This is a genomic window from uncultured Bradyrhizobium sp., assembly GCF_964252615.1.
Taxonomy (GTDB): Bacteria; Pseudomonadota; Alphaproteobacteria; order Rhizobiales; family Xanthobacteraceae; genus Bradyrhizobium.
The window spans coordinates 111,514-125,574 of sequence record NZ_CAXUNQ010000006.1; the positions used below are offsets into that span (position 1 = coordinate 111,514).

Consider the following 14,061-nt stretch of genomic DNA (forward strand, 5'->3'; position numbering starts at 1 on the left):
CGCTATCCTCCGCGCAGTCTCGCCGCAAGCTTGGTCAGGCCGGGAATAATCCCGGTCGGCATCAGCAGAACGATGAACAGGAAAACCAGGCCCAGCAGCATGTTCCAGCGTTCGACATAGGCGGAAGCGTAGTTCTTCAGCAGCAGCACCAGCGTCGCGCCGACCACAGGACCGCCGAGCGTTCCCGAGCCGCCGGCAATGACGCCCAGCAACGCTTCGGCCGAGCTGGTGATCGAGAGTGAAGTAGGGTGGATGTATTTATGATAATAGACATAGAGCAATCCCGACACGCCGCCCCAGAAGCCGGCATAGATAAAGGTGATCCACCTTATCATCCAGGGATTGAACCCGAGCGCGGCCATCCGGCGCGGCTGGTCGCGCACGCCCTTCAATGACGATCCGAACGAGGATGAGACGAAGATCGTCATCATCACGAAGGCGGCGCTCGCAATCACAAGCGCGAACCAGTAAAACGATGCCGCGCTCTCGAGCGGGATGCCGAGCGGCATTGGACGGGTCAGGCCGGCGATGCCATTGTCGCCGTTGGTCACGTTCGACATGCGGTAGGCAAGGCCCCACAGCACCTGCGACAACGCCAGCGTGATCATGAGAAAACCGAGACCGGTGGCGCGCAGCGCGACCAAACCGAACAAGCCTGCCATCACGGTGGTTCCCCCGATCGACACGACGGCAGCCGGACCGTGCCCCAGGCCGTAGCGGGTTGTCATCAGCGCGCAGATGTAGGCCGCCACGCCGAGGAACGATGCGTGTCCGAGCGACGTCATGCCGCCGTAGCCGACCAGCAAATTGAGGCTGAGCGCAAAGATCGCCGCGATCAATGCCTGGCTGGCGAGATTGACATAAAAATCGCCGGTGACGAACGGCAGCATCACGGTCAAGGCGGCAAGCACGATTCTGGTCATGCGCCGACACGCCCGAACAGGCCTTGCGGCCGGAATGCAATGACGAAGATCATCGGCAGGAACAGGATGATGTACGCCAGTTCGGGAAACAGCGCGCTGCCGAATGTATAGATGAAGCCGATGATAAAACTGCCAATGAACGCGCCGAGCAGGCTGCCGATGCCGCCCAATATGACGACGATCAGCGCCAGCGGCAGCATGTCGGCATCGAGCCCGGGATAGGCTGACAGGATCGGTCCGCCAAGCACGCCGGCGGCACCCGCAATGCCGGCGCCGAGACAAAACACCGTGGTGAACAGGTTGGCGACCGGGATACCCACCGCACGCGCCATCTGCCTGTCGTCGACGCCGGCACGGATCATCGCCCCTAACCGGGTTCGCTCGATCAAAAAATACAGCGCGATCGCCGCGGCGACGGCTATTCCTACCAGCACCAGCCGGTAAGTCGGAAACACGAAGCCGAACAGCCGGGTCGGCGCCCGCAGGTTCTGCGGCGTCGGCACCGGAATCGAATCGCCGCCCCACAGCGCAAGGCACGCGTCGGAAATGATGAACGCCATGCCGAGTGTCACCAGCACCTGGCCGAGTGGATTGCTCTTCAGCCGCGTCAGCACCAGCCGCTCGAAAACCCCGCCGAGCGCGGCGACGATAATTCCGGCGCCGATCGCGGTAACCCAGAGATTGAGACCGGCGAAGGAGCGCAATGCGACAGCGCCAAAATAAGTGCCGAGCATGAAGAAAGCGCCATGCGTGAGGTTAGCAAGCCGCATCAGCCCGAAAATCAGGGAAAATCCCGACGACAGCAGGAACAACAGTCCGCCGAGCGACAGGCTGTTGAGACCTTGGATGATCCAAAATTGCATCGACTGCCGATCTGTCCGGATACGTTTTGCGCGATCGTCGCCCCGTCGCAGACAGTTATTGCTCGAGGTTTTTTGCCGGCGGATAATCGCGCGAGTAGACCGGGTTTTTCAGGAATTCAGCCTTGTCATAGGTCCAGAACTGGCTGACGTCGGGATAGGTCTTGATGACGGAATTGACCAGCCGTCCGTCGCTGCGCGTCACCTTGCGGATATAGACGTTGCCGATTGCATTGCCGAATTCGTCAAATTTTACCAGGCCGCGCACGGTGTCGGCGTTGCTGCCGCGGATCGCCGTCATGAAAACCTTCTTGTCTTCCACCTTGCCGCCGGTCGCCTTCAGCGCCGCTTCCAGCACCGCGCCTGCGACATAGGTGCCGGCGGCGTAAAAGCCCGGGTCGTATTTGAACTGCTTGCGGAAGGCAGGTGCGAACGCCTTGTTGAGCGGGTTGTCTAGCTCTGCGGAATACCAGCTAGTGGTCAGGATCCCCAACGCCTCGTCGCCCATGTTGCGAAGTACGGATTCGTCGAGCGCGGTCATGCCGCCGATCACCGCCATCTTTTCCTTCAGGCCGTATTCGATGAACTGGCGCAGAAAGCGGAATCCGTTGGAGCCAGCGGTGCCGAGGAAGATGGCGTCGGCACCCTTTACCTGCGCGACGTAGCTGCCATAGTCCGGCGTGGCCAGCGGCGTAAAAATCTTCTGGATGATCTTTCCGCCATTGTCTTCGAAAGCGCGCTGAAAGCCGGCGCACATTTCATGGCCGTAGGCAAAATCGTCGGCGATAGTGACGATCTTCTTGTACTTCAGCTCTTTGGCGGCATAGTCGGCGAGCGGGTAGGCGCTTTGCGCCGACGTCGAGGTGGGGCGAACGAACCATGGACTCGGATGCCGCTGTGTCATGTCCTCCGCCGCCGCAACGCCAATCGTCGGCATTTCTTTCTCGGTAAGATAGTCCGCGATGGCGAGCGCCTCGAAGGCTGCGAGCGGGCCGACCAGGCAATGCACGTTATTCTTCTCGATCAACTCCTGCGCCTTGGTGCGCGCGGTAGTCGGGACCCCGGCGGTGTCGGCGACGATCAGCTCGATCTTGCGCCCCGCCAGCGCGTTGTCGCGCTCTTTCAGAAACATCGTGAGCGCCAGTTCCATGTCGATGCCGCCGGAGGCCAGCGGTCCGGTCTTGGCCGCCAGTAAACCGACGCGGATCGGTCCGCTGTTCTGAGCCAAGACGGGATTGGGCGCCGCTAAAGCGGCGACGCCTGCGCCGGCAACGCTGCCGACAAATTGCCGTCGCGATATCGTCATTCGATCCTCCCCGGGTCGTGTGCTTGATTATAGTGGCTTGTTGTTTCTTGATGGAGTGCCGGTTGGTCGGAACGATAACGGCCGCCGCCTTATGTACGCGATGTGCCGGCGCGTAAAATGTTCAGGCAGGCATATTTATCGGAAATAATAAATGATCAAGTGATAACTATGCGGCGGGAGGAGATTAATCTGCCCGCATGGGATCGAGTGCGGGCAACGCGAGTCACCAGGAGCTTGATGCAGTGCGGTAGAAGGCGGCCCCCTGCATGATCTCCGGCAGCACCGGGGCGGCGGGGATGTCGCGCCAGCGCCCAGCCGGAGATTGGGTTACAGCACGAGATCCGCGCTCTCTTCGATAGGAACCACGACCGGGATGCCGGCATTGATGGCTTCACGGCCCGCTTCGGTTTTCTTTAGCGGATCGGCGTCCTTGAGCCCGCCAAATCCATAGCCGGTTGCCGCTTCCAGATCTGCAATCGCGATCTGGAAGGTGCGGTAGGGTCCGAGCACAAAGCCCTCGACCGCCTCGGAACGATTGCGATCTTCCAGCAATTTGCGGATCAGCTGTCCCTGGCTGAGAAGATAGGCGGTGGCGTGCAGTTTGTTGCGGTCGCTGTCCTCCATCACCACCACCTTCCAGAACTCCAGCGGCACGCGGACATTCTCCTCCTCGAGCACCGGATCGTCGTCGGTATACACCGGAGCGGTGAATACGCAGGCCTTGAATCCGTGCGTACGCGCGCTGTCGAGGATGTAATTCTCCAGCCCCTGCCACAACTGCTTGCCCTGGTTCAGCAGCGAATGCTGCGGCGCCGCGTTGGTGTAATGGAACGTATCGCTGTCCGCCTGGGCAGCCTCATCGCCCCAGTTCGGGTCTTCGCGACGCACCATGTGACCGCGATCGATGCTCTCGTTCTTGTAGGCCTTCTGCCCGTGCTGGAATGTCTTGTCGATGCGGCCGTCGAAAAACCACTTGTCGCCGACGCGCTTGATACGCACCGACTTCTCGCCGTCGATGTTTACGGCGGTCAGGACCGGCAGCTTGAACGTATTGGAGAACTTCACCCCGAAATGGGTGTAGCGCAGTTCGTTCGGGCGAGCCGCGGTGGCGTCGGACGGCTTGGCCAGATCGGCTTCGATCGAAGCGGGCAGCGTTGGCCACGGCGCGGCGAGATCGGGCCCTAGAAAATCCGGATCGAAACCTTGACGATCGGCGAAATCGCCGGGGTTGTGAAGACCATCTGCGGCGGCTTCGGTGGCCGCCGGGCTTTCCATGCCCCCGACCGGCACCAGCGAGCCTTTGAGGAGCTGCTTGATTGTTGTAACTCCCACGGCGCTGTTCGAGATGCCGTAGGAGCCGGCGAAATGCAGGCCGACCGCGGCCTTCTGCTCAAGGCTTATCAGCGAGGAGCCGGAATTGCCGCCCAGCGACGTGCAATCATGGCTCAGCACGCTGTCCACAGTGGTTTTCATGACGCGACCGGGAGCGAACCGCTTGACGTCATAAAGGTCGCGAAAATAGCGATCCATGACGTTGGCGTCATTGCGCGAATCGTAGGCCGGATAGCCGACCAGCGCCACCAGTTCCTGATCCACCGCCTCCTTGACCGCGAGCGGGACCGGGTCGGGCATCGACCACACGCCATCGGCGACCTTTTTGATCTTCAGCAGCGACATGTCGGCGCCGACATCGTCGGCGAGATAGACGATCTCGAAAGCTTGTGCGACGCGAGCGTCGGTCGGCTTGGCGCCGACTTCCTCGTTGAAGTCGACCTGCGCGCCATATTTTACGCCGGTGACCGGCGAACGCATGTATACGGCCTTGCCGTCCGCGCTGCGCTTTGCCACGAGTTTGGCGACGTGGCGGTTGGTCAGTACGATATGTCCGTCAGCTTTCTTGTCGACCACCCAGGCCGTGCCGCCCCATGGCATGTTGTAATTGATGAATTCGACGCGCCCGATTGAGGGCACGAACGGCTCAACGGCCTTGATCATGACGTCGGTGCCGACGGGAAAGTCCTCCAGCGGTTCAAGCACCACGGCATTGTTCTCCACCAGCAGGGGTGGCCTGCCTGTGAGCTTGACGATGGCCTCCAGGGCCATCGAGTTCACGGCCATCGATTCCAGCTTGTTCGGCGGCGCTGTAATCGCATCGGCGAGCTGTTGCTTGGACAAACCAAAGCGCTGCGGATCGACCCGGCCTTCGGCCACGGCCTTACTGGCGGCCTTCAGCATGCCCGGCTTGGTAGCACGGATGGCTTCGAGACGATTGATGCTGTCTTCTTGCATGATGTTCTTCCTCATGGATCTTGTTTCAGGGCAGCAAGGGTAGCGAGTGCCGGAACGAACGCCGCCGGCGCCCCGTAGCGCGTCAGCGCGCGCGCAGCCGCAAGCGCGCGCTCAACGCCTCTGCGGCGTGCTGTCGCTGCTTTGGCGCGCGCAGCGAGTGTTGTCAGCCGGGCGCGGAGCTTGTCGGGCAATTGGTCTTTCTGCCCTGTCCACGCCACGAGGAACGCCCGGCTCGACGCGACCGGGTCTTCGGCGGCGGCCAATTCCAGCACCCGCGCCCAAACCGAGGCGTCGAGCTCGTCGGCATAGGTGGCGCCGCTCCAGTTGGGGGGTGAACGACCGTAATCCCAACGCCCCGCCGTTACCCGCCGCCAGCCTTCCGAACGCTTGGCGACCAGGGCCAGATCGCCGCTACGCAGTGAGAAAGCGGCGGCTGCGGCCCACTCCGCGGCCAGCCCGAGGTCGGCGAGCATCTGGATCGATGCCGGCGATTCGTCGCTGAACGGAAGTTCGCCGCCGCGATTGGCGCCATTCCACCATCCCGTGGCGCGGGTCAGTCCCGCCAGCGTCGCTCGGGCATGCGGCGCGAGTTCATGGCTGGCGTCAAATTGCGCCAACAGCTTAAGCGGACTCGCATAGGGCGAATGCACCGCCAATTGCCGGGCCGCCGTCGTTGTCCTGAACGCATCCGGGTCGGTCATGAAGCCGGGCGGCTCGATCGGCTCGGCCAGCAGCGCCGCGTTCATCATGCGCTCTTGAGCAACGGAGAGGGCGTTCTCGAGCTCAAAGCCGGAAAGACCCGACCACAATTCGCGGGTGGCGCGAACCGGATCGGTGCGACGCGATGAACTCTCGATCGGGATGTTCGCCACGCTCAGCGCAAAGCCCAGCGCGCCGGTGCTCATGTCAGTTTTCGATCCCTGACTGGCGACCTGCTGCGCGCGATTGCGCAACTGGCTGTCGGCCGAGAAGCGACGCACGAGATCCGCGAAGCCGAATTCGGCACGCATTTCGAGACGCACCAAAGCATCGTCCGACCGCAGATCGAACAGGTCGCCGTCGCCGGATTTGATGGCGTCGAGTTGGCGCAGACTGTTGACGGCTTCGGTCCAGCGGCCAACGCGCCAAAGAAACGTGCGGGCGGCATGGGCCACTTCGGATGCCGGCTCCAGTTTCGCCGGCGCGATCGCCCGCGCGTACAAGTCGGCGGCTTCCATCCAGTCGCCGCGCTCGGTGACGGACTGCAGATCCTTTACCGCGCGGGGATCGACCGGTCCCGCCGGACCTGGTCGGCCCTTGACACCGCGGCCGACGGCAGAACGTTGCCCGCGCGTTTGCAGTACGCGGTCTCGTGCCTGGTTGGGAAGTTCGGACAGCGTCGCTTCGTCGAATTGTATCGCTAGATCACGATCGATGCGGGGCGCTGTTCCGCCCCGCCGCATCAATTGCAGGCGGTGGTACAATGCTTCAATCGCCAGCGGAGGTTCGGACCGATTCTCGAACCAGGCAGCGGCAGCGCGATCGATCTTCGCGCACTTCGCCGGCTTGCTCGCATAGAACAGCGGCACCAGTTGCGCCCGCATGGCGGGCCGTTGCCGCAGCCAGCCTTCCGCCATCGGATCGCGCTCGACCAGCCAGTTCTGCAGCTCAAGTTCTGCCATCAAGTGCCTGGCGTGCGCATCGCCGATCCGTTTTAGGCCAAGCTCAGGCGCCATTACATCGCGGATCACCTCGAAATTGAGACGCCGCACCAGAAGCCCGGGGTCGGCGATCCTGCGCAAATCGGGATCTGCAATCCGCGATAGCAGGAAGCGATAGAGGTGCGCGGCTGCCAACCCGTCCGAGCGGTGTTTCGATCGTTTTTTTCCCAGTGCCGTTGCGCCGGGTTGCGTGACCGCGGTGCTTGCGAGTTGCAAAAGCAGCGGATTGCCCTTGGCGAAGCTATGAATATCGGCGCGTGCGGTTTCCGGAACACCCTTCTGGTCCAGAATCTGGTCAACGGCGGCCGGCGTAAGGCCACCAAGGTCAAGCCGCTGTCCGATTCGCGCGGCGACAGTGTCCAAGGCGTCGCCGCGTCCGGCGGCAATCACCGCCATCGGCGCGAGACCGAACGCGAACAGTTGATCGAGCCACTCGAACAGCCGCTGAGGATGCGTCTCGCCGCGACCGCGCAGCACCTCGCAGGTATCCAGCACCATTACTACAACCCGGCCAGACGACGTCACGATCCGTCCAAGCGCGGAGGCGAGATTCGAAGGGACCATGTCCCGGCCGCGGCCCTTGAGCTCTTCGTCGCGGGCGCCCGACGCCTTCAGCCGCATGTCGCGCATGTCGCTTGCAAGATCGGGAAGCTGAGCCGCGATCTGCCGCGCCGCCTCCAGCGTAAGGCCGACCTGGTCCAACACATCAAGCACCGGCCGGTCGAAATCGAGGCGCACGACCAGCGGTGCATGCGCGCCGGATGCGGCTTCGCGGATCGCGATCTCCAGCAGCGCCGACTTACCGATCCCCGGCAGCCCGGTAACGAAAAGCGCCTTTACCGGGGCCGTTCCCGCAGCATTGGCGATCCAGTCGGTCAGCACTTTACGCTGGTCCTCGCGGCCGTCAACGCCGTGCGCAAGAATGGTCTCGGTTCGCAGCTTGTCGTCGAGCCGGTTCAGCAGCGCGCGAAGCCGTTCGAGTTGCGCGTAGCCGGGTGCGGCCGGTCCGGCCCATTCGAGGGCGTAGGCCAGTTGTTGCAATTCGGCGCGATGCTGATCCGGCAAGTCGGTCGATCCGGCGGCGAGCTTCGCCTCCAGCGCCGCCGGGCTGAACGCATCTGCTCCGCGCAACGCTGCGACGACGTCTCTTGCCGTATCGTCAAAAGGCGTTTGCTCGCTCCGCCATGTCACGGCGTCGGGAAGCCGGCCGCTTTTTTGCAGGCCGTCAATGTCCCAACGGCGTTCGCTGCCACGCATCAGCCATTGCGACCCCGTCGGTCCGGCGTGGGTGTCGCAAGCCGTTGCCAGCCGCGCGGCGACCGCAATCGCGGCGGCGGCCTGGCCGCTTTCGGCCACGCTTGCCTTGAGCGCGTCTTGCGGATCGAACGGTCCCGACAGCGCCGCAAACCACCGCGCCCGTTCCACCGCGGAGGCAAGGTCGGGGGCGTCTGTCATGGTTGCGCTCCAGCTACTTGCTGCAGGGAGGCCAACTGCTGGGTGGCGCGTCCGCCGACTGTCTGCAGGTCGGCGGCCGAATATTGGCCGTTGATCGAATTCAATCCCAGCAGAATTTGGCTGGCGCGGTCAGTGATCACCGCCGGGTCCACCGTCAGGCCGAGATCCTGACAGGCGCGCTTGAGCAGTTGCTCGACGTCACCGCGACTGAACAACCCGAAATACTCCACCACCACCCCCGGCGCGCCGTCGGTGTCCGCCATGCCGGCGTTGACGAACTCTTCGCCGGGCGTGGAGATGGTTTCATAGCCCGCAAGCGCCAGCCGCAGCCGAGGCTGCTTCAAAGCGGCGCCGATAAATCCTTCAAACGTGTATCGCTCGGCGTCGTTCAGTCCGACCGGCGGATTGTCGAACAGGAACCACAATAACTGTCCGCTGCTGTCGGACGCGGCGTTGAGCTGCACAGCTAAATTCCGTGAGCGGTCATTGATCGCCGCTTCCAGCGTGGTTTCGCCCACGCGCGCCCCGGCACCGGCCTCGACGGGTGGAATATCAAGGCCCGCCGCCCGCGCGCGTTGGCGGATATCGTCGATCAAGTCGATATAGGGCGGTTCGAAGTTGATGCGGATCGTGCGGTGCGCGCCGGGATTGCGCGCCAGCACCTGCATCAACATCTCAAGCGAGAAAGCTAGCCCGGTGCTGCCCTGCGTCACGTCCCGCCGTTTGACGCGAACGCCGCGAACCCGGCTGGCGGGACGCGTCGCCGCAGCCACGGCTTCGAAAAATAGGTCGCGCCCGACCACCAGCGGGCCCTGGATGGTGCCGTCGAGCGACCACAATAGCGGCGGCGCGACGTCGCGCTCGACCAGTTGGCGAATGTCATCGGCGAACAGCTTGACCGGTACCAGCCGCCGCTTTGCGACAAACTTGCCCTGATGCAGGCCGACCAGTGCAAAACGGGTGTTGAAGCAAGGCCCCCCTGAGGAGCCGGCATCCGCATCAACGTCATGTGCCCACCTCGCCGTCACCTTGGGAAAAGCTTTTGAAATCTTGCCGAATCCGAATCCAAGGTCGGCGCCTTGGGGAAAATGCAGCAGCATGATCGACGATCGCGATTTGATATCCGGACTAGGGCTCGGTAACGAGGCAAAGCCGAGCCGCGAGCCGTCGGGCCGTTCCAGTTTGATCAGCGCGACATCGTTGAAGCCCTTGAAATCGTCATCCTTGGTCGGGAGATCGCCCAGAAACTCCGCACCCGTGGATGTCGAAACATAATAGGGTTTAGCCGCCGCACGCCGCCTGGTACTATCCGACAGCAGGACTTCGATCAGATGATCGGCAGGATCGGTCTGGCCCGGCGGAGCCGTGGCGATCACATGCCATGCGGTGAGAACGAGGCTCGGTCCGATCAGACACCCTGACCCGGTCACGTTTCGATCGACCGCGATGCGACAGCGGAACGCCTCGCCGCGCGATAGAAATTTTCTCAGCAAATCCGGAGGAAACTGGGTGTCCTTGAGCTCGACATTCTCGATGTCGATCATGACGCCGCGCGCCTTCAAGGCGAGCGCGAATGCCTCGTTCAGATTGAGCCGCTCGATTTCATCGGCGGCAATGGTTTCCACCGGCTGGTGCAGCGCGTCGGCCGCGGCTTTGATCGCGTCCATGCTGACCGGCGCCGCCGACCCGGCTTGAATGGCGAGCAAGGCCGCGGCGGCCTCTCCGGGCGAGTTTTTGATTGCGTCGACGATATCAGCCTTGTCGACCACCTCTCGGCGCTCCTTCTTAAATACGATTTGTCCGATAAATGCGGCAACGTGGCATTGCTCGCTAACGTGCTCGCCTGGGTCGGACGCGTTCCGGCTGAATTAGACAATGATGCGCAAGCAAATAGCGTGTGGCAATATCGGTAAGGTTTCAAATACCAGAGAGGGTGTACATTGAACGAAAATTCAACAGCCCTCAAGGTAGGCAAGACGAGGGGATCGACTTCAATTCACCCCTCCCTTAAGTATTTGAATTATAAAAATAATTTTGAGTATAATGAGTGGTATGCGGTCAATCCTGGTATCCGGCTGGGCCGGATCTTGCATTACAATCATGCGCTCGCCGGCGATCCACAACCCTTGCTTCCAATCAGGCCGGCTCTACCCTATCTATTTCACATCATGTGCGCAGTGCGCCGGCCGTGCGGATCGGACAGTCCGTGGAGACAATGAGTAGGCCATGACAATGGGTAAGGGACTGCAGCCGCGCAATCTTTCGGCGGTCGAACTGCGCGGAAAATATCTGAAGTTCTTCGAAGAGCACGGCCACGCCGTGATTCCGAGCGCCTCCCTTGTGCCCGACCGGGACGGATCGGTCCTGTTCACCACCGCAGGCATGCATCCTTTGGTTCCTTACCTAATGGGCCGCGAGCACATGGCCGGCGTGCGCCTGGTCAACTGCCAGAAATGCGTGCGCACCAGCGATATCGAGGAGGTCGGCGATCTCACCCATCTCACCTTCTTCGAGATGCTTGGGAACTGGTCCTTAGGCGACTATTACAAGCAGGATTCGATCCGCTGGAGCTATGAATTCCTGACGCGCGACGATTTGCTCGCAATTCCACCTGACCTGCTTTGGGTGACGGTATTCGAAGGCAACGACGTGGCCCCGCGCGATGACGAAGCTGCCTCGGTGTGGCGGGCGCTGGGCATTCCGGAAGACCGCATCGTCTTTCTCGGCGTTGAAGATAACTGGTGGGCCGCAGGTCCGGAGGGCCCCTGCGGGCCGGACACCGAAATCTTCGTGGATCGTACCGGAGAGCCCTGCGCGAAGGGCGCCGAGCTTTGCAAGCCCGGACACTGCGGTTGCGGGCGGTTCGTCGAAGTCTGGAATAACGTATTCATGTCGTATGAACGGCAAGGAAACCAGGTCACCGAACTGCCGCGCAAGAATGTCGATACCGGCATGGGCCTGGAGCGCACCCTTGCGATTCTGAACGGGGTCGAGAGTGTCTACGAGACCAGTCAATTCCGGCCTATTCTCGACCGGATTATCGCGCTATCGGGCCTGTCCGAGCAAGCGATCCGGACCGATCCAAAGAAACTCAAGGCGATCCGCGTCCTGGCCGATCACATCCGTGCCTCGACGTTCATCATCGGCGACGAGATGGGCGTGAAACCATCCAATCAAGGACAGGGCTATGTGCTTCGCCGGCTGATCCGGCGCGCCATCCGCTATTGCGAAACGCTGGGAGTCCGTGCCGACGACTGGGTGGACCTGTCGCAGATCGTTATTGAGCAGAATGGCGGGCAATATCCCGAACTGAACTCCAACCGCGATACCATCCTGAGCGAACTCAGGCTGGAAAAAGACCGGTTCGAGAAAACGCTCGCCAAAGGGACCAAGATGCTTGCCAAGGAAATCGAGCGTCTCCAAGAAACTGGCGGCACGATGCTTGAAGGCGAGATCGCCTTCCGCCTCTATGACACCTACGGTTTCCCGGTCGAGTTTACCAACGAACTGCTCAGGGAGGACGGCCTGAGCGTCGACATGCAACGCTTCCATGATTCATTCGCCGAGCACAAGGAGAAGTCGAAAGCCGAAGCCGCCAAAAGCGGTCTTGCGGATGACAGCGAAGAGAGCGTCAAGTACCACACCGCGACTCACCTTCTGCACGCGGCGCTGCGATCGCAGCTCGGCGAGAGCGTCCATCAAAAGGGGTCGAACATCAATCGCGAACGAATGCGCTTCGACTTTACCTTCGATCGCGCGATGAAACCGGACGAGGTCAGACAAATCGAAGGCATGGTCCAACAATGGATCGACGCTGATTTGCCGGTCGAACGCACCGTCATGCCGCTGAAGGAAGCGCGCGCCTCGGGTGCGATCGGCTTGTTCGCAGACCGTTATGGGGATGAAGTGTCGGTCTATAAAATCGGCGACGTGTCGCTGGAATTCTGCGGCGGTCCGCACGTCAACAGGACCTCGGAGATCGGTCGGTTCAAGATCAAGAAAGAACAGTCGTCGTCGGCCGGCGTCCGCCGCATCCGCGCGGAGATTTCCTGACGCCGACCATCGGTCGGTGTTGTCGCAGCGACGGATCCCGTCCCAAGCACGGTGCGGCGTGAAGTGTCGCTTCGCAGAACCAAGGCCCGTGTTTCACGAACATTGGTACGCTTGAGCGGACCCGGCGCGGCATCGCTCCGTGCCGAAGGGGCGATGCGTCAACGTTGTACGATTCTTGGGTAAGACTACCCGCTAAAGTCTGATGTGAAATAGATGGGCAGCCGCAGGGTTATAAATTAACCTGCCAAGAACAGAAACTTCGGGAGATGAAAATGGCATTGGGATTTTGGTCGGCGGCCGTGGCGGCATGTAGCCTCATGGTGGCCGCCCCGGCGTCGGCGCAGGGCGTTAAGATCGGCATTCTCAACGATCAGTCCGGGGTTTATGCCGATTACGGCGGCAAGTGGTCGTTCGAGGCCGCCAAGATGGCGGCTGAGGATTTCGGCGGCAGCGTGCTCGGCCATCCGATTGAAATCATCTCCGCCGACCACCAGAACAAGCCTGATCTGGCAACCAGCATCGCCCGGCGGTGGTATGAGATCGAAAATGTCGACATGATCACCGAACTGACGACCTCCTCGGTCGCGCTGGCGATTCATGATTTGTCGAAGCAGATGAAGAAGATCGACATTGTGGTTGGTGCGGCGACGTCGCGCCTGACCGGCGATGCCTGCCAACCTTATGGCTTTCACTGGGCTTACGATACCCACGCGCTTGCGGTCGGAACCGGCGGCGCGCTGGTAGAGGCGGGCGGTGATACCTGGTTTTTCATGACCGCGGATTACGCGTTCGGCTACGCGCTTGAAAAAGACACCGGAGACCTCGTCAAGGCCAAGGGCGGCAAGGTACTTGGCGCAGTCCGCATCCCCCTGAACTCCTCGGATTTCTCGTCGTTCCTGCTGCAGGCCCAGAGCTCGAAGGCGAAAATCATCGGGCTCGCCAATGCCGGTCTCGACACCACCAACTCGATCAAGCAGGCGGCGGAATTCGGTATCGTCAAGGGCGGACAAAAGCTCGCCGGCCTGCTGCTGACGCTGGCCGAAGTCCACGGCCTCGGTCTGGAAGCCGCGCAAGGCCTGGTGCTGACCGAGGGTTATTACTGGGACCGCGACGACAAGAGCCGGGATCTCGCCGATCGCTTCTTCAAGCGTACCGGCCGGATGCCGAACATGATTCAGGCCGGCACCTATTCAGCGACGCTGCAATATCTCAAGGCCGTCAAGGCCGCCGGCACCAAGGACACCGAAGCCGTCGCCAAGAAGCTGAAGGAGCTTCCGGTGGACGATCTATTCGCGCAGGGCGGCAAGGTGCTCGAAAACGGCCGCATGGTGCATGACCTTTATTTGTTCGAGGTGAAGAAGCCGTCGGAATCCAAAAAGCCGTGGGATTATTACAAGATGCTCGCCACCGTGCCCGGCGACAAGGCGTTTCCGACCGCCAAGGACAGCGTCTGCGCGCTGACGAAGTAGAATATC

At 61.7% G+C, this 14,061-nt stretch carries 8 protein-coding genes; 2 read left to right on the forward strand and 6 right to left on the reverse strand.

All coding sequences use genetic code 11. The features are described 5' to 3' along the window. Positions 1-2: 2 nt before the first annotated feature. The 6 genes from ACFE72_RS05930 to ACFE72_RS05955 form a co-directional block, all read right to left on the reverse strand. Positions 3-923 carry a branched-chain amino acid ABC transporter permease gene (locus ACFE72_RS05930; protein WP_375412137.1) on the reverse strand — a complete coding sequence of 307 codons (921 nt, stop codon included), beginning with the start codon at positions 921-923 and terminating at the stop codon, positions 3-5. Continuing rightward, on the reverse strand, positions 920-1,786 hold the full coding sequence (locus ACFE72_RS05935; RefSeq protein WP_375412138.1) for a branched-chain amino acid ABC transporter permease: 867 nt from the start codon (positions 1,784-1,786) through the stop codon (positions 920-922). Before ACFE72_RS05935 ends, ACFE72_RS05930 begins: the two co-directional genes overlap by 4 nt. Before the next feature lie 55 nt (positions 1,787-1,841). Further along, positions 1,842-3,089, reverse strand: coding sequence for an ABC transporter substrate-binding protein (locus tag ACFE72_RS05940; protein ID WP_375412139.1), 1,248 nt, complete (start codon positions 3,087-3,089; stop codon positions 1,842-1,844). A gap of 327 nt (positions 3,090-3,416) precedes the next feature. Then, positions 3,417-5,378, reverse strand: coding sequence for a DNA/RNA non-specific endonuclease (locus ACFE72_RS05945; RefSeq protein WP_375412140.1), 1,962 nt, complete (start codon positions 5,376-5,378; stop codon positions 3,417-3,419). 11 nt (positions 5,379-5,389) lie between these two features. Next, positions 5,390-8,533, reverse strand: a complete 3,144-nt coding sequence (locus ACFE72_RS05950; RefSeq protein WP_375412141.1) for an AAA family ATPase — start codon at positions 8,531-8,533, stop codon at positions 5,390-5,392. Continuing rightward, on the reverse strand, positions 8,530-10,302 hold the full coding sequence (locus tag ACFE72_RS05955) for a trypsin-like serine peptidase (protein ID WP_375412142.1): 1,773 nt from the start codon (positions 10,300-10,302) through the stop codon (positions 8,530-8,532). Before ACFE72_RS05955 ends, ACFE72_RS05950 begins: the two co-directional genes overlap by 4 nt. A gap of 457 nt (positions 10,303-10,759) precedes the next feature. Between ACFE72_RS05955 and ACFE72_RS05960 the strand changes: the two genes are divergently transcribed. Both ACFE72_RS05960 and ACFE72_RS05965 read left to right on the forward strand, forming a co-directional pair. Further along, entirely contained in the window at positions 10,760-12,586 is a 1,827-nt protein-coding gene (locus tag ACFE72_RS05960) for an alanine--tRNA ligase (RefSeq protein ID WP_375412143.1), read from the forward strand. A gap of 272 nt (positions 12,587-12,858) precedes the next feature. Beyond that, complete coding sequence (locus ACFE72_RS05965; protein WP_375412144.1) at positions 12,859-14,055, forward strand: ABC transporter substrate-binding protein; 1,197 nt, start codon at positions 12,859-12,861, stop codon at positions 14,053-14,055. Positions 14,056-14,061: the final 6 nt, after the last annotated feature.

Excerpts from the sequence above, each read along its gene's own strand:
- ACFE72_RS05940 (WP_375412139.1), bottom strand. The coding sequence starts at position 3,089 with ATGACGATATCGCGACGGCAATTTGTCGGCAGCGTTGCCGGCGCAGGC.
- ACFE72_RS05960 (WP_375412143.1), top strand. The coding sequence starts at position 10,760 with ATGACAATGGGTAAGGGACTGCAGCCGCGCAATCTTTCGGCGGTCGAA.
- ACFE72_RS05930 (WP_375412137.1), bottom strand. The coding sequence starts at position 923 with ATGACCAGAATCGTGCTTGCCGCCTTGACCGTGATGCTGCCGTTCGTC.
- ACFE72_RS05945 (WP_375412140.1), bottom strand. The coding sequence starts at position 5,378 with ATGCAAGAAGACAGCATCAATCGTCTCGAAGCCATCCGTGCTACCAAG.
- ACFE72_RS05950 (WP_375412141.1), bottom strand. The coding sequence starts at position 8,533 with ATGACAGACGCCCCCGACCTTGCCTCCGCGGTGGAACGGGCGCGGTGG.
- ACFE72_RS05935 (WP_375412138.1), bottom strand. The coding sequence starts at position 1,786 with ATGCAATTTTGGATCATCCAAGGTCTCAACAGCCTGTCGCTCGGCGGA.
- ACFE72_RS05965 (WP_375412144.1), top strand. The coding sequence starts at position 12,859 with ATGGCATTGGGATTTTGGTCGGCGGCCGTGGCGGCATGTAGCCTCATG.